Below are 26,313 nucleotides of genomic sequence, written 5' to 3'. Positions count from 1 at the left end.
CCGGCCGCGCCTCCGGCCCCGGCAACGAACTCCGCCGCATACCCCGACGGCTCCCACTCACGCCCCGCGAGCCCCGCGGAGATCGCCTCGTTCACCGGCCGGCTATTTCTTCGGCGGCGCGAAATGGTCCCGCACGGAGTTGGTCTGGTTCTCCATCATCGCGATGACCGAGTGGACGACTTCGGGGTCCGCGTCGTCGGTGATCGCGAGCTCTCGTGACCATTCGAAGTAGCTGCGGTCCGGATCGTTGGTTATCGGCCGGACGCGGATAGTGGCGGCGTAGTTGGAGATGCCCATCGTTGGCGCGATGGCTCGGTAAGTGGAGGACCGCTCCACCTCGTTGCGTCCGGCGACCTCCTGCTGGACGAGTCCTTCGTTGAATGCGAGCGTGAAGTCGTAGCGCGACGGCACCCGTTCGAGCGCGCCGCCTTCGGTCCAGCTCACGTTCTTCACCGCAGGTCCGGACACGATCTTCACCAGCTTCATGGGGTCGCGGACCTCGGCCCAGACGGTGTCCGGATCGGCGTCGAGGATCGTCGAGTGGTGCATGGTGTGCTTCCGCTGGATCGGCACGAGAACTCCCTGTCAGTAGTCGACGCGGTCGGACTTGGCCAGCCATGCGTCGAACGGCGCCGTACGGTTCGGCAGGTCCAGCCGCTCGACCGGCATCGGCCACATCGACGCGGGCTTCTTGTCGAACAGGTCGTAGAACCTGCGGTCGTCGAAACCGGCCACCGCGGCATCGTGCCGATCGGCGGCGTAGACGATCCGGTCGACTCGCGCCCACAGCGCGGAGGAAAGGCACATCGGACACGGCTCGCACGAGGTGACCAGGACGCATCCCTCGAGCGAGAAGGTGTCGAGTCGCTTGCAGGCGGCACGCAGCGCGCTCACCTCGGCGTGCGCCGTGGGGTCCAGGGTCGCGGTGACCTGGTTGTTCCCGATCGCGACAACCTCGCCGTCCTTGGCGACCAGTGCGCCGAACGGGCCGCCGCCGTTCGTCACGCTGTTGGTGGCCAATCCGATCGCCTGTTCCATCCAGGCGCGCTCGAAGTCCTGGACGTTCGCTTCTTGGGTGTGCGTGGTCATGGTCATTCCTTTGGGAGATGGTGGGGACTGCCCGGATGCTCTGCCCGGGCGGGACTCCGCCCCCGGGCAACAAGTGAGGCCCGCGAGTGCCGCGTTCAGATCAGCGCTGTCGACGGCACTCGCGGGAGGTCGTCACGGCTGGACGCTGCAGATCTGCTCGGGCTTGACCGGGGTGTGGGTCAGGTTCAACCCCGTCGCATTGCGGATGGCGTTCACGACCGCCGGAGTGGCGGAAATCGTGGGCGGTTCGCCGACACCACGCACACCGTAGGGCGAGTTCGGGTCAGCCCTCTCGATCACATCCACCGTCATCGGCGGTGTGTCCAGAATGGTCGGGATCAGGTAGTCGGTGAACGACGGGTTGCGGATCTTGCCGTCCTTGACCTGGATCTCCTCCATCACGGCGAGGCCCAGGCCCTGTGTGGAACCACCGTGGATCTGCCCGACGACAGCGTCCGGGTTGATCGCCTTGCCGACGTCCTGCGCACAGTCCAGCTGCACGACCTTGACAAGACCCAAGTCGGTGTCCACGTCCACCACCGCCCGGTGCGCGGAGAATGCGTGCTGGACGTGTACCCGCCGGCTCTGTCCGGTCGCCGGGTCCATCGCGTATGTCTGGAGGTGGTGGTATTCCCTGGTTTCCTCGATCACGTCGTCGCCGAGCACATCGACGAGATCGGCGATGAAACCGGTGGCGGAAACGATCTTGCCGCCGGAGAGCGACAGATGTGCGGGGTTCTGGCCGAAACGCTGGGCGACCCGGTCGAAGACCACCTCGCGGACGGCTTCACACGCGTTCCTGACGGCACCGCCGGTGATGTAGGTCTGCCGGGAAGCCGAACTCGACCCCGCGTCGCCGACGTTGGTGTCGGTCGGGTGGATGTTCACCCGCTCCACGCCGAGTTCGCTGCGGGCGATCTGCTGCTGCACGGTGATCAGGCCCTGCCCGACCTCGGCCGCCGCGGTGTGCACCATCGCGACCGGTTCACCGCCGATGGCCTGCAACTGCACCCGCGCTGTGGAGTAGTCGTCGACACCTTCCGCGTACGAAACGTTCTTGATGATCACGCTGTAGCCGACGCCCCGCACAATGCCTTCGCCGTGCGTGATGTTGGAGACGCCGCCGGGCATGTCCCGGACGTCAGCCGGCATGGTCCGGGTCTCCGGCGGGAGCGGAATCCTTTCGAGCCGTTCCAGCAGTTCGGCGACCGGCGCGGGGGAGTCCAGCACCTGCCCGGTGTGCATGGTCGAGCCCTCTTCGACGGCGTTGAGCTGACGCAGCCGCACCGGGTCCATGTCCAGTGCCTTGGCGAGCTTGTCCATCTGCAACTCGTAGGCGAACGCCGGCTGCACGGCGCCGAGACCACGCATCGCGCCGCACGGTGGATTGTTCGTGTACAGGCCCCAGCCCTCGATCTTGACATTGGGTGCCACATACGGCCCGACGCCCAGCGAAGTGGCGTTGCTGACCACGACCGGGGTCTTGGAGGCGTACGCGCCGCCGTCGAAGTACATCTTCGCCTTGACGTAGACGAGCTTGCCGTCCTTGGTCGCCCCGTGCTCGTAATACATCTTCGCCGGGTGCCGGTGCACGTGTCCGAAGAACGACTCGAACCGGTTGTAGACCATCTTCACCGGCTTGCCGGTGTGCAGCGCGAGCATGCAGCAGTGGATCTGCATGGACAGGTCCTCGCGGCCACCGAAGGCGCCGCCGACACCGGACATGGTGAAGCGCACCTTCTCGACCGGGAGCCCGAGTGCCCGCGCAGTCTGCTTCTGGTCCACGTGCAGCCATTGGGTGGCGAGGAACAGGTCGACGCCGCCGTCCTCGGCCGGGATGGCCAGACCGGATTCCGGCCCGAGGAACGCCTGGTCCTGCATGCCCATGGTGTACACATCGGACACCACGACGTCGGCCTTGGCTTCCGGGTCGCCCTTGATGATCGGCTGGTAGCGCACCACGTTGCCCCCGGGGTGCAGCCTGGGAAGCGTGTCGTCGTGCGCGGCCCGCTCCGGGTCGGTGACCGGCTCCAACACCTCGTAGTCGACCACGATCTTCGCCAGCGCGCGCCGGGCCGTCTCCGGGTGATCGGCGGCTACGAGGGCAACCGGCTCGCCCTGGTAGCGCACGACGTCTTCGGCGAGTGCCGGCGTATCGGAGACCTTCAGGCCGTAGATGTTCTCGCCGGGGACGTCCTTGTGGGTCAGCACCGCGTACACGCCGGGGTGCTTGAGCGCGGGACCGATGTCGATGGAGTTGATCCGCGCATAGGGGTGCGGGCTGCGTAGTGTCGCGCCCCAGAGCATGTCCTCCGCCCACAGGTCCGAGGAGTAGGCGTACTCCCCGCTTACCTTGAGTGTTCCGTCCGGCCGCAGCGGGCTGTCGCCGATCCCGCCGGTGATCGCCTCATTGAGGTCCTGCGGGGTGCGGGCGGGTGAGGTCTGGTTGGTCATGAGGAAGCCTCCGCCTTGGTGACGAGATAGTTGCCGAGCATGAGGTAATCGATCTCCGTTCCGAGGAAGCAGTTCAGGGCGTCGGCCGGGCTGCATACGATCGGCTCGCCTGCCACGTTGAACGAGGTGTTGATCAGGCAGGGGACGTCGGTCAGTGCGGTGAACCGGTGCAGCAGAGCTGCCAGCCGCGGGGTGTCCTGAGCGGTGATCGTCTGCACCCTGGAGGTGCCGTCCACATGGGTCGCGCCGGGGATCACGTCATGGAACTCCGGTCGCACCGGGAACACGAACGTCATGTACGGCGAACGGGTTTTGCGGCCCATTTCGAAGATCTTCGGCGCATCCGACTCGAGCACGATCGGTGCGAACGGACGGAACGGTTCGCGGTGTTTGACCCTGGTGTTGATGATGTCCTTGATATCCGGGAACTTCGGGTTCGCGAGGATGCTGCGGTGCCCCAATGCCCGAGGGCCATGCTCGATCCGGCCCTCGTACCAGCCGATGACAACCTTCTCGGTGAGCAGTTCCGCCACCTGCGCGATGACCTCGTCGTCGCTCAGCCTTGTCCACTCCACTCGGCCGCCGGATTCCCGTAGGGCCTGCTCGATCACCGAGTCGTCGTATTCCGGTCCGAGGTACGGACTGACCGGCGGCGCGGACTTCTCGTTGCCGGTGCTGTCCGGGTGATTGACCCAGGCGTGGACCGCGGCGCCGATGGTGATGCCCGTATCGCTGGCGCCGAAGCTCACGTCCATGTCGTCGAACCGCGACCCCTCGAACAGCGGGGTGTTGTTGAGGCAGTTCAGCGCCACGCCACCCTCGAACAGCAAGTGGTTCAGATCCGTCTTGGCTTCCAGTGCGCGGAGCTGGTGGCTGGTGACGACGGTCAGCATCTCCTGTGCCGCGGCGGCCACTCGGGCCTTGTACTCGATGGTGTCCTGCACGGGACCGAAATGCTGCTCGAAAAGGGGGTCGAAGCTGCGGGGGTTGTCCGTCTCAAGGGGCCTGCAGAAGGTGTATCGCCCGTCCTCCTGCAGTTCGACGATGTGCTCGAGGAACGGGTTCGGTACTGGGGGCTCGGCGAATCCGGACAGGCCCATGATCTTGTATTCGTCGTTGTTGGGCACGAAGCCCAGGTATCTCGTGATCGCGCCGAACAGGAGCCCGATCGAAGACTCGGCGGCGATGGTCGACTCGTCGAAGACGCGGATCCGGCCGTCGCGGATTTCGCCCATCAGCGACGAGAACACTTCAGCGCGGCCGTCACTGACAAGGAACGCGGTGTCCTTCATGCCGGCCACGTAGTAGCCGGTCATCGCGTGGGCGAGGTGATGCGGCACGAACACCACCCTGTCCGGATCGGGAGTGAAGCCCGTGCGTGCGGCGAAGTCGGCGAGGATCGCATCGTGGCTGACGACTTCGGTGAACAGCTTGCCGATGTCACCTATGAGATCCAGCTTCGCCGAGGACGCCATCGGCGTGGACGTGATGCCGAGCAGCATCCGGTCCAAGACCTCAGCGGAGAAGTTCCACGGGATGGCAATGAGGTCGATGTCGGAGAATCGCAATCCTGCGTATTCAAGACACCATTTCACCGAGTTGAACGGGAAGTCGGAGGTCTTCTTCTCCCGGTTGAGCCGCTCTTCCTCCACGGCGGCCACCAGTTCGCCGTCCACCAGCAGCGATGCACCCGCGTCGTGGCCGAGGAGGTAGTGCCGTTCGGAGCCGACCGCGCCAAAGTGCTCGGCGAAGATTCCCGAGACGCGAGTGAAGCCGTTGCACCCCAAGACAATCATGACAATTTCCTTCGGTCCGGGGTTACTTGTTGGCCAGGAGGTCGCGGATGATCTCTCCGGCCGCGGGTGCCTGGCATAGTCCCTGGCCGGAGAATCCTGCCCCGTAGAGGAAGGGACGGGAGGGATGCCGGCCGATGAAGGCGGTCCCGTTCGGGCTTCCGTCGAAGGCTCCGCTCCACCCGCGATGAAGGCGGATGCCGTCGAGGGCCGGGTAGGTGGTGCTGAGTTGGTGCGACAGCCGCTGGAGCCACGCCTGCCGGGATTCATCCGGGGCGGGGCGGCCCATGCCGACGAGAAGGCGGTCTTTCCAGGCTCGGATCCGCAGGCCGGAGGAGGCGTGCAGGGTCATCGGCAGGGTGGTGAGCGGGGCGTCGGGCGCGTCGGTGAGGAGCAGTTCGACGGGGTACGTGGTCACGGGGAGGTCGACGTCGGCCATGGAGGCGACTGTTCTCGACCAGGGGCCGGCCGCGCAGACGATGGTTTCGGCGCGGATGCTGCCCGTGGTGGTGTGGACCTGCCCGTGGGGGTCGATTCCGGTGACGGCTGTTTCCGTGCGCAGGATGGCGCCGGCGTCCTGGGCGGCTGCGGCGTAGCCGCGCACGATTGCGGCGGGGTCGCAGGCGTACGCCTCGGGCGCCCAGGCCGCCGCCAGGACGCCTCGCTCGCTGAGCAGCGGGTTGAGCCACACCGCTTCGTCCGCGGTCACGAGTTCGACATTCACTCCTGCGGCCTGCTGGGCGGCTTGGGTACGTCGGAATTCCTCCACCTGGTGCTTTTCGGTGAACACCACCAGGAAGCCGACGCGGTTCAGGCCGAGGGGGGTTCCGGTCCGTTCGGTGAAGGCGTGGTACGCCGCCATGCTTCGGACGGCAAGGCTGCCGGTGTGGGGGTCGCCGGGAAAGTAGGTACGCACGACGCCCGCGGTGGCCCCGGACGCTCCTGATCCGAGCGTGCCGCGTTCCAGCAGGACGGTGCCGACGCCGGCCTCGGCGAGATGGCACGCTATCGAGGTGCCGATGACTCCTCCGCCGATGACGAGGGCGTCCGTGCGTTCGGGCAGAGCGCTCATGACTGCTGAGTCACTTCAGCCAGGCGCTCTTGGCGCAGGTGGTCTCCGGTGTCCCACGGGAACAGGTGCAGGTTCCAGCCGCCCAAGCAGTTGATGTAGAGGGCCATCTGGCTCACCACGGCCAGGAAGTCGTCGCGGTCGAGGTGGTCGAGGCAGGACAGGAAGCGCTGGGTGAAGTCCCACAGCTTCTCCAGGCCGCAGTAGCCCAGGAACTCGGCAGGGATACCGACCAGCAGGCGTGCCATCTGCCGCAGAGAATCCATCGGCATGCCGTGGACCGCGGCGCGGACCAGGCCGCCGTAGGTGGCATATCCCAGCGGGCGGGTCTCACCGTTGACGAACAAGAGGGTCGGCAGAACCGTCTCGAAGCTTCCGGCCCCGGAGGGGATGAATCCCCGGTGCAGATCGGCGAGTTCGGGTGGTTCGGACAGCCAGATCTGCTCGGTCTCGGCGTGGACGTCGTGGATCAGGTGGTTCGCGTCGGGCTCGGCGGCGGTCAGACGGGGGACGCGGTGGCCGCCTCCCGTGCCTGCCCTGCGGACCTCCACCAGGACCGGCTTCTTCGTCGAGTAGACCGAATCCCATACCGCGTGCCCGGCCTCGATCAGGCCCGCCATATCCTCCGGACGGACCTGGCCCACAGGGGATGCGAGCATCGGTTCGCTCAGCGTGCCGTACTTGATGCCCACATGCTGCAGCGCGGAACAGAACACCGTCCCGTCGGGCGCCTCGCGTCGATCAAACCGGTGAGATGCGGGCAGATGCAGCAGCGAAGGGATCGGCGCCACGTGATACAGATGGTGCCCCGCCACCAGCGCGTGTCCCTGCAGACTCTGGTAGGGCAACGCCTCCCACAGAGCTTCGGCCAGCACCGTGTTGCGATCGTCGAGTTCTGCGGTAACGGTGATACCCAGATCAGGCCAGGCGATCTCAACGTGCCGACCGGACAGCGTCTCAGTCAAGGCTTTCCCCTTCGTTCGGCAAGATGTCAGGAGGATCGGGCAGAGTGGTCGACCGGCGGTGGTCCACGGTGATCTCGACCATCACGCCGGTACCGCCCCGCGATCGGCGTCGCGTCCGGGTACTGGGCCTCTGCGGCCAGTGCTTCCCCCATGTGGCAGGCTGGAGGAAGTCCACGACGCTCATCCCGTGCTTCGTTGCAACGTGCCTTGCTTCGTTGCAACTTGTGCGAGGAGTACACAGCCGGCCGAGTGGGATCAGCTAGGAGTAAAAGACATGAAAGCGTCCGCAGGCTCTTCGTAGACTCCTACAAGAGCTGGTCGGACCCGCGGCGTCAGTTGATCCCTGGCACGCCAGTCGAACTCCACCATTCCCGCTGGTCAGAGACGAAGTTTCGAGCCTGACGGGCTGATGGTGCCCCAGGGGCCGGTTCTGGGAAGCGGCAGGCCGACCTGTGTCGTCGCACCCGCCGGACATGTGCCACAACCGGTGCCCGGCGCGCGTCCCGGCGGGCCGGGCAGGGGAGAATGAGGCTGCACGAGACGGTCGACCCTTGCGGAGGAGCGGGAAATGCAGAACGCGCGAGCGGGGCAGGTCGCCGGGCCCGAGGACCTCATCGATGTGGCCCGCCTGGTCACGGCGTACTACGCGCTGCACCCCGACCCCGCCGAACCCGGGCAACGGGTGGCGTTCGGCACCTCGGGACACCGCGGCTCGTCCCTCGCGGCGGCGTTCAACGAGGACCACATCGCGGCCACCAGCCAGGCCATCTGCGAGTACCGCACCGCCCAGGGCACCGACGGTCCCCTCTTCCTCGGCGCCGACACCCACGCCCTGTCCGAGCCCGCGCGGATCACGGCACTGGAGGTGTTCGCCGCCAACGACGTCATCGTCCTCATCGACCAGGCCGACGGCTACACGCCCACCCCGGCGGTCTCGCACGCCATCCTCACCCACAACCGGAACCGCACGTCCGGCCTCGCCGACGGCGTGGTGGTCACCCCCTCGCACAACCCGCCCGCCGACGGCGGCTTCAAGTACAACCCGCCGAGCGGCGGCCCCGCCGGTTCCGAGGCGACCTCCTGGATCCAGGACCGCGCCAACGAGATCATCACCGGCGGCCTGAAGGACGTACGGCGCATCCCCTACACCCGCGCCCTGGCCGCACCCGGCACCGGCCGCCACGACTTCCTCGGCACCTATGTGGCCGACCTGCCGAACGTGCTGGACCTGGAGGCCATCCGGGCCGCCGGCGTGCGCATCGGCGCCGATCCGCTGGGCGGTGCCTCGGTCGCCTACTGGGGCCGGATCGCCGAACAGCACGGGCTCGACCTGACGGTGGTCAATCCGCTCGCCGACCCCACCTGGCGCTTCATGACGCTGGACTGGGACGGCAAGATCCGCATGGACTGCTCCTCGCCGTACGCCATGGCCTCGCTCATCGAGCAGCGCGACCGGTTCGACATCGCCACCGGCAACGACGCCGACGCCGACCGGCACGGCATCGTCACCCCCGACGCGGGCCTGATGAACCCCAACCACTATCTGGCCGTGGCGATTTCGTACCTGTTTTCGCACCGGGAGCAGTGGCCCGCGGGCGCCGGGATCGGCAAGACCCTGGTGTCGTCCAGCATGATCGACCGGGTCGCGGCGGACGTCGGCCGGCAGCTGGTCGAAGTCCCGGTCGGATTCAAGTGGTTCGTGGACGGGCTGTCCGACGGAACGCTCGGCTTCGGCGGCGAGGAGTCGGCGGGCGCGTCCTTCCTGCGCCGCGACGGTTCGGTGTGGACCACCGACAAGGACGGCATCATCCTGGCCCTGCTCGCCTCCGAGATCGCGGCCGTCACCGACAAGACGCCCTCGGAGCACTACGCGCAGCTCACCGACCGCTTCGGCGCCCCGGCCTACGCGCGCGTCGACGCCCCGGCCTCCCGCGAGGAGAAGGCGCTGCTCGCCAAGTTGTCCCCGCGCCAGGTCACCGCCGACACCCTCGCCGGCGAGCCGGTCACCGCGGTGCTCACCGAGGCCCCCGGCAACGGCGCCGCCCTCGGCGGGATCAAGGTCGCCACCGCCAACGCCTGGTTCGCGGCCCGTCCTTCGGGCACCGAGGACGTCTACAAGATCTACGGGGAGTCCTTCCTCGGTCCGGACCATCTGCGCCAGGTCCAGGAGGAGGCCAGGTCCGTGGTGCTCGCGGCGCTGGGCGCCTGACGGGGGCGAGGCCGTGGTGCCTCCGCTGATCGCCGCCGGGGCGGCGATCAGCGGAGGCTGCCGACAGCCAGGTCTCCGACGGCCGGTTCCGGACAGACGGCCCGGGACCGGCCGCCGCGCTGCCGCCTGCCAAGAGCAGCGCGCCGAGTCAGCAGGACACAAGACGCCTCCGAGAGATGTCCGGCCTGCACGCGAAGGACATGTCGTGGCTGGCGTACTGCACCCTCAGTAGGCGAAGTGCCAACAGGGGCACGACGACGCGGAGGGACTTGTGCGGGGAGCCTGAGGCGGTATCCGAGACCGGCTGCGCCGCGTCCGCGGTCAGGGCGCCGAGTGCCGGTCATCGCCTGGCGTCCGACGGGGAAGACCGACCGCGCCGCGCGCGCCTGCGCGAACCGCACGACGCGCCTCCCTCCCGGACTCCCGCACCGGGAGGCAGCAGACTCAGATGAAGATCCGGACCACGCTCGGACTGGCCGCGGTCGCCTCATGCGCCGCGCTCCTCACAGCGGTCGCCGTGAGCAGGGACAGCGACGGCGGCGCCGCGTCGGCGCTCCTGGCACCGCCACGCGGGCCCTACGTCGCCCTGGGCGACTCCTAAACGGCCGGCCCGAAGATCCCCGACCAGAACGGCAGGCCCGCGGGGTGCGACCGCTCCGACCGGAACTACCCGGCGCTGGTCGCCGACGGCCTCGGCATCGCCGCGGCGGAGTTCCGTGACGTCAGCTGCAGTGGGGCCACCGTCGGTGACCTGTCCGCCTCGCAGTCCACGGACGACGGGGTCAATCCGGCCCAACTGGCGGCCGTCACCGCCGCGACCGGCCTGGTCACCGTCGGCGTCGGCGGGAACGACATCGGCTTCGGCTCGGTGATCACCGCGTGCGTCAAGGACGGCGTCCGGTACCAGATGGAGAGCCGTTTCGCGGACGACACGGTGAACGACGCCCCGTGCCGGAAGCGGTACGTCTCCGACGGCACCGACCAGGTGGAGGCGAGGATCAGCGCGGCAGGCGGGCGGCTGTCCGCCGCGCTGAGCGACATCAGGCGCCGGGCGCCCGAGGCCCGCGTGTACGTCGTCGGCTATCCCGCGATCCTGCCGGACGACGGCCGCGGCTGCGGACGCGCGACGGGCCTGGCGCCGGGCGATGTGAGCTTCCTGCGGGAGAAGGAGCGGCAGCTCAACGCCATGCTGCGGGACAGGGCGAAAGCCGCCGGAGCCGGGTACGTCGACACCTATACGCCCTCCGTCGGCTGCGACGCCTGCGCGGACGAGGACGTGCGCTGGATCGAACCCCTGATCCCTGCGGCCCCGGCGGCCTCCATGCACCCCAACGAGCGCGGCGAGCGGGGCATGGCGCGAGCCGTGCTGCGGGCGGTGAGGGCAGCGCGCTGAAGCGGAGGGACAAGTCTCCAAATCGCCAAGTCGCTGAGTTGCCATCAGGGCGGGGACGGCCGTGGATGTACTGCGGTTTCAGTAGGCGCTGCTGCGATTTCGGTAGAAGCAACTGCCAGCAGTGGCACGACGACCGAGCGGCCCTCCTCCGGACAGCCTTGGCAGGTACCCGAGATCCGATGTGAGGTTCCCTGCCGTGGCTACTTTTCTTTATCGACTGGGTCGTCTGGCCTTCAGGCGGCGCTGGTACGTCGCCTTGTTGTGGGTGGGCGTGCTGGCCTGTGTCGGGCTGAGTTCTCTGCAGGCGAAGGGAGCCTCCGACTCGGAGTTCTCGATGCCGGGGATCGAGTCCCAGAAGGCCTTCGACCTGATGGGCGAGCGCTTCCCGGGGGCGGCCGCCGACGGCGCGACGGCCCGGGTGGTCTTCGTGGCCCCGGACGGGCAGAAGGTCACCGCGACCGAGAACAAGAAGGCCATCGAGCAGACGGTGGACGAGCTCGGTGACGGCTCGCAGGTCGCCGGCGTCGCCGATCCCTTCGAGTCGAAGGCGGTCAGCGAGGACGGTTCGACGGCGTACGCGACCGTCACCTACAAGGTGAAGGCCGAGAACCTCACCGACACCAGCCGGACTGCCCTGGAGAAGGCCACCGACCCGGCACGGGAAGCTGGCCTGACCGTGGAGGCCGGCGGGTCCGCGATGGACAGCGGCGGCGGTCCCGGCGGCATCGCCGAGATCATCGGCATCTCGATGGCGGCCGTCGTGCTGCTGATCACCTTCGGTTCGCTGGCCGCCGCCGGGCTGCCGCTGCTGACCGCGATCCTCGGTGTCGGTATCACCATGTTCACGATCACGACCCTGGCCGCCGCCCTCGGCCTGTCCACGAGCACCGGCACCCTGGCGCTGATGCTGGGCCTTGCCGTCGGTATCGACTACGCCCTGTTCGTCGTCTCCCGCTACCGCGAGGAACGCGCCAAGGGACATGACCCGCAGGAGGCGGTCGGTCTGGCCGTGGGCACCGCCGGGTCCGCGGTGGTCTTCGCCGGTCTCACCGTCGTGATCGCGCTGGCCGGGCTGGCGGTGGTCGGCATTCCGCTGCTGACCAAGATGGGCCTGGCCGCTGCGGGGGCGGTCGTCGTCGGCGTGCTCATCGCGCTGACCATGGTCCCGGCCCTCCTTGGTTTCTGGCCGGGCGCGGTGCTGTCCGGCGCCGCGCGCAAGCAGGCGAAGCCGGGCTGGAACACCCGGTCGGTCACGAAAGCCAGGCTGGTCAAGGCCAGGTGGGGCAGGAGGGCGAAGCCGGCGCAGGGCACCGTGCCGCACCTGGAGGCCGTGCGGAGCACCTCCGACACCGGGCAGGACGCGAAGGACAATCTGGGCACCCGCTGGGCCCGCTTCGTCTGGCGCCGTCCCGTTCCCGTGCTGATCCTGGGAGTCCTGGGCCTCGGTGCCCTCGCGGTGCCGATGGCGTCTCTGCAACTGGGCATGCCCGGCGACGAGGCCAAGCCCACCTCCACCAGCGAACGCCGTGCCTACGACGCCCTCGCCGAGGGATTCGGGCCCGGCTTCAACGGGCCGCTGACCATCGTCGTGGACGCGCAGGGGGCCGACGACGCGAAGGCGGCCGTGACGGCGATCAGCGAGAAGATCGGCGACACGAAGGGCGTCGTCTCGGTCGCGCAGCCCCACTTCAACAAGGCGGGCGACACCGCGGTGTTCACGGCGACGCCGTCCACCAGCCCGACCGACGCGAAAACCAAGACCCTCGTCAAGACCATCCGTGACGAACGGCCGGCCATCGAGTCCGCGGCCGGGGCGTCCTTCGAGGTCACCGGCACCACGGCGCTGAACATCGACATCGCCGCCAAGGTCCAGGCCGCCCTGGTTCCCTACCTGGTGACCATCGTGGGCCTGGCCGTCGTCCTCCTGCTGGTCGTCTTCCGGTCCGTGCTCGTCCCGCTCAAGGCGGCCCTGGGCTTCCTGCTCTCCGTGCTGGCGGCCCTCGGTGCGGTCGTCGTGGTCTTCCAGCAGGGACACGGCGCCGGCCTGTTCGGTGTGGAGCAGACCGGACCGATCATGAGCCTGATGCCGATCTTCCTGGTGGGCATCGTCTTCGGCCTCGCCATGGACTACGAGGTGTTCCTCGTCTCCCGGATGCGGGAGGCCTACGTCCATGGGGAAACGGCCGAGCAGGCGGTGGTCTCCGGGTTCCGGCACAGCGCCCGGGTGGTGGTCGCCGCCGCCCTGATCATGGTCGCGGTCTTCGCCGGCTTCATCGGTGAGAGCGACTCCATGATCAAGATGATCGGGTTCGGCCTGGCCACCGCCGTCCTGCTCGACGCCTTCGTGGTACGGATGGCGCTCGTGCCCGCCGTCCTCGCCCTGCTCGGCGACAAGGCCTGGTGGCTGCCCCGCCGACTGGACCGGCTGCTGCCCCGCGTCGACGTCGAGGGCGAGGCCCTCACCCGCCGCCCGGCCGACGCCACGGACCGCCACCCCGAGCCGGACCCGGCCCCGGACGAGCCGGTCGAGGCGCGCGTCTGACCGGGCCGGCCCCTGCCGTCCCAGGGTCGCCCGTGGCGTAGGCCACGGGCGACCCGTGCGGCATTGTGTGCCGCATGTCGTCCACCACGGGCTCAGGCCCTTCACCCGGAGAGACAGATGACCACCAGCCTGGAGCGCGCTACCCGGGGCGTCGGCTCACCGTCACAGACGTAGTCCTGGTCCTGGGGCTGCTCGGCACCGTGACCCTCGGTGCGTCGATCGCCATCCCTGGTGTCAGCCAACCACGCGAGGACTGGCCCGCCGAAGCCCTCGCAGCCGTTTCCTGCCTCGCCCAGCTGAGGGCACGCACCTACCCGCGCAGTGCTCTCGTCGTGGCCACGGTCTGCACGGTGATCACGGTGGCTCTGGGCTACCTGGTGACACCCCTGCTGCTCGCACCCCTGATGATCGCCCTGTACCGGCTGGCCGCCGGCACCGACCCCAGGACCACACGTGTGTACGGTGCCCTGACCATGGCCGTGGTGGTCGCCACCGCCGTGTTCGACACGCACACGACCGGGATGCTCCTGCTGCGCACCCTCGGTCCCGTGCTGTGGCTCATGCTGCCCCTGGTCGGCGGCAGCCGGGACCGCCTGCGCCGCGACTACACGGACTCCGTGCAGGCGCGCGCCGCACACGCCGAGCGCACCCGCGAGGAGGAGGCCCGGCTGCGGGTCGCCGAGGAGCGGATGCGTATCGCCCGCGAGCTCCACGACGCCGTGGCCCACCACATGGCCGTCGCCAACGCGCAGGCCGGCACCGCCCGCCACCTCGCGACCACCCACCCCGAACAGGCACAGAAGCTGCTCGACGAGCTGACGGCCACCACATCCTCCGCGCTGCTCGAACTCCGCGCCACGGTAGGGGTGTTGCGCCAGAGCGGCGATTCCGACGCCGACTCCCTGGAACCCGCCCCCAGCCTGGACCGCCTCCCCGAGCTGATCGCGACATGCGAAACCGCCGGCGTCGAGGTCACCGTCACCACGAAGGGAGAACCACGGTCCCTGTCGCCGGGCGTGGACCTGACGGCGTACCGGATCATCCAGGAAGCCCTCACCAACGTCACGAAGCACGGCGCCGGCAAAGGGGCGAGCGTCCGGCTCACGTACTCCGACTCCCGCCTGCTGATCTCGGTCACCAACGACACAACCGCCGGCACTTCGTCCGTCCCGGGCGGCGGTTACGGTCTGATGGGCATGCGTGAGCGTGCCCACTCCGTCGGCGGCGACCTGCACGCCGGCCCTCGCCCCGACGGCGGCTTCGAAGTCGCCACCGCACTCCCGCTGCACCCCCGCGCCCCGGAAGAAGAGCTGCACTTGCGCGCCCTGGAAGAAGACCGGAAAGAAAACGAGGCCACCCCGTGACCATCCGCGTCCTGCTCGCCGACGATCAGGCCCTGCTGCGGGGCACGTTCCGGCTCCTGATCGACTCCTGCGACGACATGGAGGTGGTCGGGGAGGCCGCCAACGGCAACGAAGCGGTGGACCTCGTCCGCGCCCACCACCCCGACGTCGTGCTCATGGACATCCGCATGCCCGGCTCGGACGGCCTGGCCGCCACCGCCACTATCTGCGACGACCCCGACCTGGCGGGCACCCGCGTGCTGATCCTCACCATGTTCGAGACCGACGAGTACGTCGCCAAAGCGCTGCGGGTCGGCGCCTCGGGCTTCCTCGGCAAGTACGTCACCACCGACATCCTGCTGGCGGGTATCCGTACCGTCGCCTCCGGCGAGGCGCTCCTGTCACCCGGGGCGACCCGCGCCCTGATCACCCGCTTCCTCGCCGCACCCGCTCCGGGCAACTTCCTGGCGCCGCCGGAGCGAATGCACGAGCTCACTCCGCGGGAACGGGAGGTCACCGTGCTCGCCGCGCACGGCAAGTCCAACGCGGAGATCGCCGACGACCTGGTCATCAGCGTGCTGACGGTACGCACCCACATCCAGCGTGCCCTGACCAAACTCGGCGCCCGCGACCGCGCCCAGCTCGTCGTCATCGCCTATCAGGCCGGGCTTGTGCAGGCCTCGCCCTCCGCCCACTGACCGCGTCCCCGTCGGGCTGGGCCCGGGAGAGGAACAGATAGGCCCCGCCTATACGGGGCATCGTTTTTTGGTCGTGGACCCCTGATCGAGGGCCCGGTTCACTGTCGCTCAAGCTAGCGCGTGCCGATCGGGCTCGGTGTCGCGCGATCAGGGAGGCTGCAATGACGCATACCCCGGGCAACGAGCGAGCCGATCGGTACGACGTTCATCACCGCGATGAAGATGCTGATCGGGCCGATCGTGTTCCTGACGATCATCGGCGGCATCGCAGGGGTCGCGGACCTGAAGAAGGTCGGGCTCACCGGCATCAAGGCGCTGACCTACTTTCAGATCGGCACCATCGTCGCCATGCTCACCGGGCTCGTCGCGATCAACGTCTTCCGGCAGGCAACGAGCCGGCTCAGTCGATACGGATGATTCCCCGGCCCAGGGCCGCGGTGACGGCGGCGGTGCGGTCGGCGACGTCGAGTTTGGCGTAGATGTGCAGCAGGTGGGTCTTGACCGTGGCCTCGGACAGGCGCAGGGCGCGGGCGATCTGCTTGTTGCTCTGCCCGCGAGCCACGGCGGACAGGACCTCCAGTTCCCGGCCGGACAGGCCCGCGCCCCTCTCGCCGCGCATATGAGCGAGCACCTTGGCGGCCACCGTGGGGGACAGTGCCGCGCCGCCCCGGGCCGCTGTGCGGACGGCCGCACACAGTTCTTCCCGTCCGGTGTCCTTGAGCAGATAGCCGACCGCGCCGGCGTCGATGGCGGCGGTGATGTCGGCGTCCGTGTCGTACGTGGTCAACACCAGCACCCGTACGTCCGGGTGGGCGGTGCGGATGGCGGCGGTCGCGGCCGCGCCGTCCATGCCGGGCAGCTGCAGGTCCATCAGGACGACGTCCGGGGCCAGTTCGGCGGTCCGACGCAGCGCCTCGGGGCCGGTGGCGGCCTCGCCGACCACCGTGAGATCAGGCTGGGTGCCGAGCAGGGCGGCGAGCCCGTCGCGCACCACAGGGTGGTCGTCGACGAGCAGGACCCGGATCGCAGGAGTGGGGGTCACCGCGCCGGGACCATCCGGTCGGTGTCTGAGCCGGCGCCGGTGTCGGTGTCGGTGTCAGTGCCGACGACGTCGCCGGAGGCAGGGGTGCCGGGCGAAGGCGCGACGGTCGGCTCGGGTACCGGAACAGGCACCGTGACGGCGATGGTGGTGCCCTCGCCGGACACGCTCTCCACCGCGAACGTGCCGCCCAGGACGGCGACGCGCTCCCGCATGGCGGCCAGTCCGACTCCGGCGTGGCGGGCGGCGGGCGCGAAGCCGGTGCCGTCGTCCTGGATGTCGATGGCCAGCACGTCGTCCAGGTAGGAGAGGGTGACGGACACGCTGGCCGCGTGCGCGTGACGGCGGGCGTTGGTCAGCGCCTCCTGCACCACGCGCAGCAACTCGCCCTCCACACCGGGAGACAGGGCGGCCGGGCGCCCGGTCACCGTCGTATATGCCTCGATGCCGGTCTCTTCGGCCAGCCGGGCGGTCAGTTCGCGGACCGCGTCCCTCAGGTGTGTGCCGTCCAGTGGTGCGGGGCGCAGGGCATGCACGAGGCGGCGGCTTTCGGCGAGGTTGTCCCGGGCGGTGCGCATGGCCTGCTCGACCCGGCGGGCCACGGGAGTGCCGGGCGGGAGGTCGTCGCGTGCGGCGTCCAGCAGCATGGCGATGGAGGCGAAGCCCTGAGTCAGGGTGTCGTGGACCTCGCGGGCCAGGCGCTGGCGTTCGGCCAGGGTGCCCGCCTGGCGTTCAGCGGCCGCCCGTTCGGCCTGGGTGGCGGTGAGCTCGTCCAGCAGCCGCTGGCGCTTGTGGCTCTCGTGGTCGAGGGTGGCGATGTAGCCGACGACGGTGACCGCCGCCGCCATGCCGAGCGTGCAGCTCAGGAACTCCCGCACATCCACGGACCCGTCTGTGGTGAAGCGCTGCCACATCCAGGCCGCGCCCAGCACCAGCACCCCGGCGGCCGACCACCAGGCCCGCCGCAGCCAGTACGGGATCAGCACGGCCAGGCCCGTCGGCAACAGTGCCGGATCCACCGCGGCCATCACCGCCCACGCCACCGCGGCCCCGACGATGTAGGGCAGCGGCGGGCGATCGGCGCGGCCGCGCAGCACCACCCAGTACCCGTACCAGGCCGCGAGCCCCACCGCCAGGCCGACCCGCAGCAACGCCCCGCCCATCGTCACGCTCGCTCCGACCAGCGCACCCACGACGAACAGGGCGAGCACGGTGAGAAAGAACGTGTGCTGCCCGACGGCCTTCCACCGTTCCCACTCCCGCTGCTTCGCCATGGCCACCAGCGTAGGCGCAGCCCCGCTCGGGCGAATCAACCGACCGGTGCGGTCGGGATCCACCGGATGGTGGGCGCGGAATGTACCAAGTGGTCGATGTGCGCGAACGGTGCGCGGGGCGAGGATCGGCCGGTGATCGAGAACCGCCCGTCCGCACCACCGCCTCGCGCGTGCCCCGCGCGCCCCAAACGACCTGCGCGACCTGTGAGGAAACTCCGGTGAATCTGGCCTACATTCCCAGCCCTTCAGTCGGCGAGATCCACCTGGGGCCGATGCCGCTGCGCGGCTACTCGCTCATGGTGATCCTCGGCATCGCCGCCGCGATATGGCTGGGCGGCCGCCGCTGGGCCGCACGCGGCGGCGAGAGGGCCGCCGTGGCGGACATCGCCCTGTGGGCGGTCCCGTTCGGTCTGGTCGGTGCCCGCCTCTACCACGTGGTCACTTCCAGCGCGCCGTACTTCGGTGACGGCGGCGACCCGGTCAAGGCCCTGTACGTCTGGGACGGGGGCATCGGGATCTGGGGTGCCATCGCCGGTGGGGCCGTGGGCGCCTGGATCGGCTGCCGCCGCCACGGGATCCCCTTGTCCGCGTTCGCCGACGCCGTCGCGCCCGGGATCGCGCTGGGTCAGGCCATCGGCCGCTGGGGCAACTGGTTCAACCAGGAGCTCTATGGGCGAGCCACCACCCTTCCCTGGGCTCTGGAGATCGACCCCGCGTACCGGCCCGAGGCCACCTCCGACCTGGCCACCTACCACCCCGCGTTCCTGTACGAGTCGCTGTGGTGCCTCGGCGTGGTGGCCCTGGTCGTCTGGGCCGACCGCCGCTTCCACCTCGACCGGGGCCGGACGTTCGCGCTGTACGCCGCCGCGTACACCGCCGGCCGCTTCTGGATCGAGTACCTGAGGGTGGACGAGGCCCACCACGTCCTCGGCCTGCGCCTGAACGACTGGACGGCCTTGCTGGTCTTCGCCGCCGCTGCCGCTTACCTCGTGGCCAAGTCTCGCCGCACCGGAGGCCGTTACCCCGAGGACGTCAGTCCCCTTCAGCGAGAAGGCGCCGACACCGGCGGAACCAGCAGCTGAACCGGACGGCCCTGTCCGTGGCGCCGGGGCGGGCATCCCCCTGCGCTCCGACAAGAACCACCCCTACTCAAGCTGGAGTTGCCATGTCCGTTGTCCCGGGTCGCTCCCCGTCCGCCGTCGTCCGGGCGTCGTGGCCGGAGGTGTACTCGTCGCCATCGTGCTGTCCTCACTGGTGAACGCGGTCATCGCCGTCCTGGCACACGAGATGGGCGCGCCTGAGGACTTTGAGCCGTTGAAGCCGTCGTCGTACACCTTCCTGACCGCGCTCGGGGTGGTGCTGGGTGCCCTCGGGTGGGGCATCGTCGGCAAGGTCTCCCGGAATCCCGAGGGGTTGGTCCGGTGGCTCGCCCCGGCCGTCGTCGTAGTCTCCTCCGTCCCTGACTTCTTCCTGGTCGACGAAGGCGAGGTGACTGGCGTGGTGGCGCTGCTCGTGATGCACGCCGTGGTCGGGCTGATCGCGGTGATGACGTACCGCAAGGTCCTGCCGCTGAACTCGGCGCGCTGACCGCAGCGCTCGCTTACCACCGGGCTGGGGGCCTGACCGCCAAGCCCCAGCCGCTCCGCTATTCAACCAGTCGGTTGACAATGCTCCGCGACCGGTCGTAGGTTTGTATTTAACCAATTGGTTGAAGACGTGAGGTGTGAGGTGACCGACGACCGACTGTCCCAGGTGTTCTCCGCGCTGGCCGACCCGACCCGGCGCGACATCGTGGCCCGGCTCGCCGCAGGAGATGCCACGGTCAACGAACTGGCCGAGCCGTACGACGTCACGGTGCAGGCCGTGTCCAAGCACATCAGGGTGCTGGAAGACGCCGGTCTGGTCAGTCGCAGCAGGGACGCCCAACGGCGGCCTTGCCACCTTGAGGCGGAGGTCTTCGACCTGATGACGAAGTGGATCGAGCGTTACCGGCGCGAGGCGGAGGACCGTTTCCGCCGTCTCGATGCCGTCCTCGAGCAGATGGACGAGCAGCCGATGACGGGCGGACCGGCGAAGGGAGCGGCATCATGAGCACGACGAACACAGGCCACCGCGACGGTACGCAGATCGTGGCCGACCCGGCTCTGCCCACCATCTTGATCACCCGGGAGTTCGACGCTCCACCAGAGCGCGTGTTCCGGGCGTACACCGATCCCGACCTGGTCGTCCAGTGGCTCGGCCCGCGTCGACTCACCATGTGGATCGACCGGTACGACGCGCGGAGCGGTGGGTCGTACCGCTATGTGCATCGCGCGGACGACGGGACCGAGTACGGCTTCCACGGCGTGTTCCACGAGGTGCGCCCCGACGAACGCATCGTGCAGACCTTCACCTTCGAGGGCTTCCCGGACGGCGTCAGCCTGGAAACGGCCGTTTTCGAGGACCTCGGCGGCCGCACCCGGGTCACCACCAAGTCGCTCATGGACTCCATCGAGGCCCGCGACGCGATGATCGCGAGCGGCATGGGAGGCGGCGTCCGGGAAGGCCACGAACGGCTCGACGAGCTGCTCCGCGGCAGCGAGAGCGGAAAGACCGACCGACATACCGAGACAGGGGCTTGAGGTCATGACGAGCGCAGCCGACGAGCACCGTACCGTCGCACGTGGATTCACCGACCGCGTACGCGGTGTGCCTCCAGAAGCATGGGACAACCCGGCGCCGTGCGAGGGCTGGGTCGCCCGAGATGTGGTGCGTCACCTCGTCGAGTGGTTCCCGGACTTCCTGAAGGCCGGCGCCGGAGTCGAACTGCCGAAGGGGCCGTCGGTGGACGACGACCCGGTGGCGGCCTGGACGGTGCACAGCGACGGGGTGCAGGCCCTCCTCGAGGATCCGGCCACAGCGAAGAAGGTGCTGAGGAACCAGCACATCGGAGAGGTCCCACTGGACCAGGCGGTCGACCGGTTCTATACCGCCGACGTCTTCATGCACACCTGGGACCTGGCCCGGGCCACCGGCCAGGACGAGCGCCTCGATCCCGACAAGTGCACCCAGTTGCTCGACGGGATGCTGCCGATCGACGACCTGCTCCGCAAGAGCGGGCAGTACGGCCCACGGGTGGAGGTGCCCGACAGCGCCGACGTGCAGACGCGCTTGCTCGCCTTCATCGGCCGCAAGCCCTGAGGCTCCGCCTCTGGCCTCGCGCTTTCGGTCGGCGGGGTGTCCGGGGTTTGGCGTTCCGAGGGTGACGAGAGCGCATCGAGGGTGCCAACAAGGCCGGCCCAAACCAGAGGCGCCGCATGGGCGATACGCGGCACGGGATGTCCGTCCGGCATGTCGGCCCGTCAGGTCAACACCAGCCTGTCGCACGAGGGAAAGCGCAAGTCGTTGGAGCTGCTCATCAAGGAGGCCCTACCGGCTTTCCAGTGAGTCGGCCCCCTCGCGCAAAGCCGCCGTCAGGGACGGGCGGTCCATCCGTGAAGGGCGAGGTGCGGACGTCGTGGTGGCCACGTGAGAGCGTTTGCGGGGTGATTAAGTTGATGCGTCAACCGGATGGGGTTAGTGTGGCCTGGCCGACCGAGTCTCCCGTCGAGTGGAGCGGGGGCAGGTTCCAGGAGGAGGACGTATGGCTGTCGAAGTGAGTGACCTGCCCGACGCGAAGCGGTACGAGGCCCGGGTTGACGGAGAGCTCAAGGTCGCGGGCGTCGCGGAGTACATCCGTACGACGGAACTCGTCGCGTTCGTACACACCGAGGTCGCAGCGGAATACGAGGGCAGGGGAGTCGGGTCCGCGCTGGTCCGCACCGCTCTTGACGAAGCGCGCGCTTCGGGACTGCGGGTGTTGGCCACCTGCCCCTTCTTTGCGGGCTGGATCTCTCGTCATCCCGAGTACCAGGACCTGCTGTACCAGTCCCGCAGCAAGGTCAGCGACTAGCGCGGCCGCGCACGGCAGTGATGGAGGCCGCCATGAGCGACAGGCCCGCGAAGAAGGCGTACAAGGGCGAGTCGATCACCGTGACGTTCGAAGCCAGGCGCTGCCTGCACGCCACTGAGTGTGTCCGTGGTCTGCCGGAGGTCTTCGACACGGCCGCGCGGCCGTGGATCCGGCCCGACGGTGCCACGGCTGATCGCCTGGCCGAAGTGGTGCGGCGCTGCCCTTCGGGTGCGCTGCGGTACGAACTCGCGGACGGCGGGAGGGAGATACCGGAGCGTCCCACGCAGATCGCGCGCAGCTCCGCAGGGCAGCTGACCGTGCGCGGCGAGCTCCGCGTGGACACCCCGGAAGGCCCGCGCGCCGAGACCAGGGTCATGCTCTGTGGCTGCGGGCAGAGCCGCCTTCAGCCGTACTGCGATCACGCGGGGCCCTGCGGTCAGTGAGGCCGAGAGGCCCGACCTGCACAAGTAGCCGCCCGCAGGAGCTGGGGGTCGAACAGGTGTCCCTTGCAGGGCACTTCTCCGGGTACGGCACCACGACGTGCTGCGTGTCATGGCTGTTCCGCCGTCCGGACCGCTCGTACTCAACTCTTGAGTGTCGAGGTGCTGGTCCTTGGTGGTTCAGGAGTGTCAGTCGGTGGGGTCCGTCTTGGCGAGCAGGCGGGTGCGGTCTTGCCAGGCGTGTTCCCATTGGCGGGTCAGCGCCGGGTAGACGATCAGGTAGCGGAACGGTGCGATGAAGGTCATGTAGAGCCGTCCGAACAGTCCGTTGGGTTTGACCAGGGCAGCCATGCGCAGTTCGTATCCGCCGTCGTTGGTCGGTACCCAGCCCAGGTGCATGATGTCGTGGACGGTCTTGTTGGCCAGTTCGCGGGCGGCCTCGTTGTCGAGCAGGTACACCTCGGTGAACGGGTCGGTGCAGGGGGTGGCGTCGTTCGCGGTCTGGGCGAGGTCATGTGGGAGGCGGTCGCACAGCGAGGTCACCCGCCCGCTCAGACCCGCCTGGGGAATGTCCCAGCCGAGAAGGGCGCCGAGCTTCCAGCGCACCGCGAACAGGAACCGGACCGCGGCGGGCTCCTCGCGGGTGTCGTAGGCCGCCTTCAGTGCGTCGAGCATCACGGGGAAGTCGTCGGGCCCGGCGCCTGGGGCGCGGAAGGACCACACGTCCTCGATCCGGAAGTCGCGGGTGAACTCGTGGATCCGCCACGGCTGTGCGGTGTGGGCGGCTTTCGGGATTCGCATCTGTCATTCCTTCCGACCGGGTACGCGCCGCCGACTCGGGACGGGTCGGGTGGGCCGCTCGTGAGGACTGTGCGCCGGATGGGGTTGGCCAGGCCGGCGACCGAGGCAAGTACTGCGAAACCACCAGTTTCGGAACCATTGGTTTCGATACTCATGGTTCCGTATGATGCTCGTATGTCTGCTCGAAAGCAAGCCCGGAACCAGGGTGGCCGTCCCCGGGACAGTCGCGTCGATGACGCCATCGCCTCCGCCGTGCTGGAGCTGCTGGCTGAGGTGGGGTACGCGCGGCTGACGATGGGCGAGGTGGCCGCGCGTGCCGGCGTCGGCAAGGCGGCGATCTACCGGCGCCACGCCACCAAGCAAGAAATGATCTTTGAGGTCCTTGTGCAGGGCCAGTTCCTGGCCGTGGCGCCCGACCATGGATCGCTCCGCGCCGACCTGGCCGCGGTGCTCGCCGAGATCGCGGACAGCATGGCCTCACCACCGCCGGGGACGATTCCCGGCCTGCTGGCCGATATCCACGCCGACCCGGCACTGTTCGACCGGTTCGACGCGAAGTACCTCGGCGCCCAGCGCCGGACCCTCACCGAGATCCTGGACCGCGCGGTCGCACGCGGCGAGCTCACCACCCGCCCCGACCCGGCCGTCCTCAACGCCCTGCTGGTCGGCCCCGTCTTCGCCTGGCTGTTCCTGCTGTCCGAATCCCCCGACCAGCTCCCCGCACTTCTCGACGCGACGCTCGCCCTCATCAGCCCCGGGCCTTCAACCACCCCAGACGATTCCGGCAGTGAGTTGGTGACGTAATGCGCTGACCTTCGCATTCGGAAGGGGCGCGGGAGCGTTCTCGTACGAGTTTGCCGCGAGCGCGATCACCACGATGACCAGCCCCGGCACATCCACCGCAAGGCCGCGCTTGCGGCCCGGGGGCCTTCTTCGCGGCGTCCCGCCCGGTCGTGGCCGCGGGAACCCGGGCGACCGCATGCACACACTCTGCGTGTCCCGTCAAGTGCGTGCAAGCGGCGCACGCGGACACCCTGCCCCGCAATCGCTGACCGGGCGCCTCGTCCCTTCGTTGCCCCGGTTGTCACCAGCCGGTGACGCGTTCCCAGAAGGTCTGAATCGCCGGTGCGGTGCTGGCGGTCCGGGTGCTGTCGATGACGTGGTAGCCGTGGTGCTGGGCGGCGGTGGCGCAGGCGTGGTTGGGCAGGATACGCAGGCGAGTACCGACGGGCAGGTCGGGCAGGTGGGCGCCGTCGCGGGCGGTGAGGGTGCCGTGTTCCTGGCTCGCGGCCGTCATGACCAGACCCGGGACGAGGTTGCCGTCCAGGTCGGTGACCAGGCCGTAACCCTGGTCCTGCGCCTGGACTGCGGTGCCGCGGTCGCGGGACATGGCCATCCAGCCGCCGTCGGTGATGATCCACCCGCGCTCGGGGCGGTGGCCGACGACGGTGACGACGACCGACAGGGCGAGGTCCTCGATGTGGCAGACGCCGAGACCCGCCATCACCAGATCGAAGAAGACGTAGTTTCCCGCGCGCAGTTCGGTGACTCCGGTGAGGTCATCGGCTGCGTGGGCGGTGGGGGTCGAGCCGACGCTGACGGTGGCCACGGGCAGGCCGGCCGCGCGCAGCCGCTCGGCCGCGGCGACGGCGGTGTCGCGTTCGTTCTTCGCCGCCAGGCGCTGTTCCTCGGCGGTGTGGGCGAAGTAGGACTCGCCCGCGTGGGTCAGCACGCCGTCCAGACAGCCCGCGTCGTGCAGGATGCGGCCGATCTCGGGGAGCGCGGTGGCGTCGGGCTTGACGCCGCCGCGGTGGCCGTCGCAGTCGATCTCGATCTGGGTGGGGAGGGGAAGGCCGGCCTGGCGGGAGGCTTCGGCGACGAACGCCGCCTGCTCGGTGCTGTCCAGCAGGATGCGCAGGGTGACGCCGCGGCGCAGCAGTGCGAGGACGCGCGGGAGTTTGTGGGGGTCGATACCGACGGCGTAAGTGATGTCGGTGTAGCCGCCGTCGGCGAACGCCTCGGCCTCGGCCAGGGTGGAGACGGTGACCGGGCAGGGTGTGTCGTCGTGCAGGAGGCCGGCGACGTCGAGGCTCTTGGCCGTCTTCACGTGAGGTCGCAGGGCGACCCCGAGCCGGCCGGCCCTGGCTGCCAGTCGTTCGATGTTGCGCCGGGTCTTGCGGACGTCGACGACGGCGAACGGGGTGTCGGGGTCGGCCAGAGTCCGGGCAGTGTCGGGGCTGGTGGCGCCTGCGGGGATGTTCACAGCGAGATGTCCATTCTCTTCAGAAGGGCCAGGCCCAGATAAAGGTCTTGCACCCCGATTCCGGAGCTGTCGAAGACCGTGATGTCGCTGTCGTCGGTGCGTCCCGTGGCGCGGTGGGTGAGGACCTCGCCGAGCGAGGTGAGGACCGTCTCCGCAGGGGCGTGCTGGCTTTCGCCCATGCGGCGGGCCTGCTCGGGCAGGTCGCAGAAGACGCGGGCGCGGCTGAACAGTTCGGGCGGTAGTTCCCGCTTGCCGGGGGCGTCGGCGCCCATACAGGAGATGTGCGTACCGGGGCGGACCCACGCGGCCTCGAACAGCGGCCTGGTGTCGGTCGTGGCGGTGGTGGCGGTGACGATCACATCGGCCCGGGCGCACGCTTCTTCGGCGTCGACGCTACGGGCTTCCTGTCCTTCTGAAGCCATTGCCGCGGTCATCCGCTCGGCACCCTCGGCGGTGCGTCCCACCACCAGGACCTCGGCGATGGGCCGTACGCGGCTGACGGCCCGCACCTCGTAGGCCGCCTGGTGTCCGGTGCCGAAGACCGCCAGGGTGGTGGAGTCGGCGCGGGCCAGCAGGTCGACGGCGAGGGCGTCGGCCGCCGCGGTCCGGTAGGCGTTCGCGGTACCGACCTCCAGGACGGCCGCGATCCTGCCGATCGTCTGGTCGAAGAGCAGCAGGGTGGAGTGGTGGCGCGGCAGCCCGTGCTCCGCGTTGCCCGGCCAATAGGTACCGATCTTCACCCCGGCGTGCGTCGCGGACGCCGACGGCTTGAGGGTGAACCGGTTGCGCGGGTCGGACCCGTGCACGGCGATACTGGCGAAGACCGTGCCGTCCACCGTCGCGGCGAAGGCGGCGCGGGCCGCTTCAAGGGCCAGGTCCGCGTCCACGAGCGCGGCGGTCTGCTCCTCGGTGATGTGCAGCAGGCGGTGCGCTGCCGGTGGCCGGCCGGAGCCGGACGGGGGAGCGGGCACGGGGCCGGTGGTCGGTCCGGCGGCGGTCATGAGGGGCCC

The 26,313-nt window shown here is 69.2% G+C and carries 26 protein-coding genes and 1 pseudogene; 15 read left to right on the top strand and 12 right to left on the bottom strand.

The genetic code is table 11. The features are described from left to right. Nucleotides 1–102: 102 nt before the first annotated feature. The 6 genes from GAS53_RS25165 to GAS53_RS25140 all read right to left on the bottom strand — a co-directional run bounded on the left by GAS53_RS25165 (nucleotide 103) and on the right by GAS53_RS25140 (nucleotide 7,370). On the bottom strand, nucleotides 103–573 hold the full coding sequence (locus GAS53_RS25165) for an SRPBCC family protein (RefSeq protein WP_151479970.1): 471 nt from the start codon (nucleotides 571–573) through the stop codon (nucleotides 103–105). 12 nt (nucleotides 574–585) lie between these two features. Further along, a complete protein-coding gene (locus GAS53_RS25160; RefSeq protein WP_151479969.1) occupies nucleotides 586–1,089 on the bottom strand; it encodes a nucleoside deaminase in 504 nt (167 codons plus the stop codon). A 132-nt stretch (nucleotides 1,090–1,221) separates the two neighbouring features. Beyond that, nucleotides 1,222–3,543 carry a xanthine dehydrogenase subunit D gene (gene pucD, locus GAS53_RS25155; RefSeq protein ID WP_151479968.1) on the bottom strand — a complete coding sequence of 774 codons (2,322 nt, stop codon included), beginning with the start codon at nucleotides 3,541–3,543 and terminating at the stop codon, nucleotides 1,222–1,224. Continuing rightward, nucleotides 3,540–5,339: a carbamoyltransferase family protein gene (locus GAS53_RS25150; RefSeq protein WP_151479993.1), complete on the bottom strand. Its 1,800-nt coding sequence runs from the start codon at nucleotides 5,337–5,339 to the stop codon at nucleotides 3,540–3,542. The genes pucD and GAS53_RS25150 overlap by 4 nt, the downstream gene beginning before the upstream one ends. 22 nt (nucleotides 5,340–5,361) lie before the next feature. Then, nucleotides 5,362–6,408 carry an NAD(P)/FAD-dependent oxidoreductase gene (locus GAS53_RS25145; protein WP_151479967.1) on the bottom strand — a complete coding sequence of 349 codons (1,047 nt, stop codon included), beginning with the start codon at nucleotides 6,406–6,408 and terminating at the stop codon, nucleotides 5,362–5,364. Further along, nucleotides 6,405–7,370, bottom strand: a complete 966-nt coding sequence (locus GAS53_RS25140; protein WP_151479966.1) for a cucumopine synthase-related protein — start codon at nucleotides 7,368–7,370, stop codon at nucleotides 6,405–6,407. The genes GAS53_RS25145 and GAS53_RS25140 overlap by 4 nt, the downstream gene beginning before the upstream one ends. 568 nt (nucleotides 7,371–7,938) lie before the next feature. On the opposite strand from GAS53_RS25140, the gene pgm reads away from it, so the two are divergent. From pgm to GAS53_RS25105, 7 genes are all read left to right on the top strand, one after another. Beyond that, the gene (gene pgm / locus GAS53_RS25130) at nucleotides 7,939–9,579 is read left to right on the top strand and encodes a phosphoglucomutase (alpha-D-glucose-1,6-bisphosphate-dependent) (protein ID WP_151479965.1); all 1,641 of its coding nucleotides are present in this window, start codon (nucleotides 7,939–7,941) and stop codon (nucleotides 9,577–9,579) included. 448 nt (nucleotides 9,580–10,027) lie between these two features. Beyond that, on the top strand, nucleotides 10,028–10,180 hold the full coding sequence (locus GAS53_RS58030) for a hypothetical protein (protein ID WP_318722824.1): 153 nt from the start codon (nucleotides 10,028–10,030) through the stop codon (nucleotides 10,178–10,180). A gap of 15 nt (nucleotides 10,181–10,195) precedes the next feature. After that, on the top strand, nucleotides 10,196–10,972 hold the full coding sequence (locus tag GAS53_RS25125) for an SGNH/GDSL hydrolase family protein (protein WP_318722825.1): 777 nt from the start codon (nucleotides 10,196–10,198) through the stop codon (nucleotides 10,970–10,972). 196 nt (nucleotides 10,973–11,168) lie between these two features. Then, nucleotides 11,169–13,514, top strand: coding sequence for an MMPL family transporter (locus tag GAS53_RS25120; RefSeq protein WP_151479964.1), 2,346 nt, complete (start codon nucleotides 11,169–11,171; stop codon nucleotides 13,512–13,514). 74 nt (nucleotides 13,515–13,588) lie between these two features. Continuing rightward, complete coding sequence (locus tag GAS53_RS25115) at nucleotides 13,589–14,878, top strand: sensor histidine kinase (RefSeq protein ID WP_192583269.1); 1,290 nt, start codon at nucleotides 13,589–13,591, stop codon at nucleotides 14,876–14,878. Continuing rightward, nucleotides 14,875–15,555, top strand: a complete 681-nt coding sequence (locus GAS53_RS25110) for a response regulator transcription factor (RefSeq protein ID WP_151479963.1) — start codon at nucleotides 14,875–14,877, stop codon at nucleotides 15,553–15,555. Before GAS53_RS25115 ends, GAS53_RS25110 begins: the two co-directional genes overlap by 4 nt. 216 nt (nucleotides 15,556–15,771) lie before the next feature. Next, nucleotides 15,772–15,972, top strand: coding sequence for a cation:dicarboxylate symporter family transporter (locus GAS53_RS25105; RefSeq protein ID WP_263974161.1), 201 nt, complete (start codon nucleotides 15,772–15,774; stop codon nucleotides 15,970–15,972). Here the strand turns inward: GAS53_RS25105 and GAS53_RS25100 are convergent. Together GAS53_RS25100 and GAS53_RS25095 are read right to left on the bottom strand one after the other, a co-directional pair. Then, entirely contained in the window at nucleotides 15,956–16,597 is a 642-nt protein-coding gene (locus GAS53_RS25100; RefSeq protein WP_151479962.1) for a response regulator, read from the bottom strand. The two genes, GAS53_RS25105 and GAS53_RS25100, sit on opposite strands and share 17 nt — an antisense overlap. Continuing rightward, the gene (locus GAS53_RS25095) at nucleotides 16,594–17,868 is read right to left on the bottom strand and encodes a sensor histidine kinase (protein ID WP_151479961.1); all 1,275 of its coding nucleotides are present in this window, start codon (nucleotides 17,866–17,868) and stop codon (nucleotides 16,594–16,596) included. Before GAS53_RS25095 ends, GAS53_RS25100 begins: the two co-directional genes overlap by 4 nt. 218 nt (nucleotides 17,869–18,086) lie before the next feature. On the opposite strand from GAS53_RS25095, the gene lgt reads away from it, so the two are divergent. The 7 genes from lgt to GAS53_RS25065 all read left to right on the top strand — a co-directional run bounded on the left by lgt (nucleotide 18,087) and on the right by GAS53_RS25065 (nucleotide 22,242). Beyond that, nucleotides 18,087–18,950 (top strand): prolipoprotein diacylglyceryl transferase, encoded by an 864-nt coding sequence (gene lgt, locus GAS53_RS25090; protein ID WP_192583268.1) that lies wholly within the window; start codon nucleotides 18,087–18,089, stop codon nucleotides 18,948–18,950. Further along, nucleotides 18,844–19,455 carry a DUF6069 family protein gene (locus tag GAS53_RS25085; protein WP_404829283.1) on the top strand — a complete coding sequence of 204 codons (612 nt, stop codon included), beginning with the start codon at nucleotides 18,844–18,846 and terminating at the stop codon, nucleotides 19,453–19,455. The genes lgt and GAS53_RS25085 overlap by 107 nt, the downstream gene beginning before the upstream one ends. A gap of 141 nt (nucleotides 19,456–19,596) precedes the next feature. Next, on the top strand, nucleotides 19,597–19,959 hold the full coding sequence (locus tag GAS53_RS25080; RefSeq protein ID WP_151479958.1) for an ArsR/SmtB family transcription factor: 363 nt from the start codon (nucleotides 19,597–19,599) through the stop codon (nucleotides 19,957–19,959). Continuing rightward, nucleotides 19,956–20,489 (top strand): SRPBCC family protein, encoded by a 534-nt coding sequence (locus GAS53_RS55305; protein ID WP_192583267.1) that lies wholly within the window; start codon nucleotides 19,956–19,958, stop codon nucleotides 20,487–20,489. The genes GAS53_RS25080 and GAS53_RS55305 overlap by 4 nt, the downstream gene beginning before the upstream one ends. Before the next feature lie 4 nt (nucleotides 20,490–20,493). After that, on the top strand, nucleotides 20,494–21,048 hold the full coding sequence (locus tag GAS53_RS55300; protein ID WP_192583266.1) for a TIGR03086 family metal-binding protein: 555 nt from the start codon (nucleotides 20,494–20,496) through the stop codon (nucleotides 21,046–21,048). Between the two features lie 442 nt (nucleotides 21,049–21,490). Then, complete coding sequence (locus GAS53_RS25070; protein ID WP_151479957.1) at nucleotides 21,491–21,799, top strand: GNAT family N-acetyltransferase; 309 nt, start codon at nucleotides 21,491–21,493, stop codon at nucleotides 21,797–21,799. A 32-nt stretch (nucleotides 21,800–21,831) separates the two neighbouring features. Further along, entirely contained in the window at nucleotides 21,832–22,242 is a 411-nt protein-coding gene (locus tag GAS53_RS25065; RefSeq protein WP_151479956.1) for a (4Fe-4S)-binding protein, read from the top strand. Nucleotides 22,243–22,428: 186 nt separating this feature from the next. Here GAS53_RS25065 and GAS53_RS25060 read toward each other — a convergent pair whose 3' ends face one another. Next, complete coding sequence (locus GAS53_RS25060; RefSeq protein WP_151479955.1) at nucleotides 22,429–23,040, bottom strand: DUF2867 domain-containing protein; 612 nt, start codon at nucleotides 23,038–23,040, stop codon at nucleotides 22,429–22,431. 174 nt (nucleotides 23,041–23,214) lie between these two features. Between GAS53_RS25060 and GAS53_RS25055 the strand changes: the two genes are divergently transcribed. Further along, nucleotides 23,215–23,844: a TetR/AcrR family transcriptional regulator gene (locus tag GAS53_RS25055; RefSeq protein WP_151479954.1), complete on the top strand. Its 630-nt coding sequence runs from the start codon at nucleotides 23,215–23,217 to the stop codon at nucleotides 23,842–23,844. A gap of 33 nt (nucleotides 23,845–23,877) precedes the next feature. Here the strand turns inward: GAS53_RS25055 and GAS53_RS58405 are convergent. The 3 genes and pseudogenes from GAS53_RS58405 to GAS53_RS25045 all read right to left on the bottom strand — a co-directional run. Further along, nucleotides 23,878–24,019, bottom strand: a pseudogene (locus GAS53_RS58405) (IS5/IS1182 family transposase); the annotation flags it as partial. Between the two features lie 105 nt (nucleotides 24,020–24,124). Next, nucleotides 24,125–25,303, bottom strand: a complete 1,179-nt coding sequence (locus GAS53_RS25050) for a DSD1 family PLP-dependent enzyme (RefSeq protein ID WP_151479953.1) — start codon at nucleotides 25,301–25,303, stop codon at nucleotides 24,125–24,127. Next, nucleotides 25,300–26,304 (bottom strand): ornithine cyclodeaminase family protein, encoded by a 1,005-nt coding sequence (locus GAS53_RS25045; RefSeq protein ID WP_151479952.1) that lies wholly within the window; start codon nucleotides 26,302–26,304, stop codon nucleotides 25,300–25,302. The genes GAS53_RS25050 and GAS53_RS25045 overlap by 4 nt, the downstream gene beginning before the upstream one ends. Nucleotides 26,305–26,313 lie beyond the last annotated feature (9 nt).

The organism is Streptomyces albicerus, from assembly GCF_008905045.1.
Lineage (GTDB): Bacteria > Actinomycetota > Actinomycetes > Streptomycetales > Streptomycetaceae > Streptomyces > Streptomyces albicerus.
Note: the sequence above shows the minus strand (reverse complement) of the source record. Positions and strands in the feature narration are given on the sequence as shown.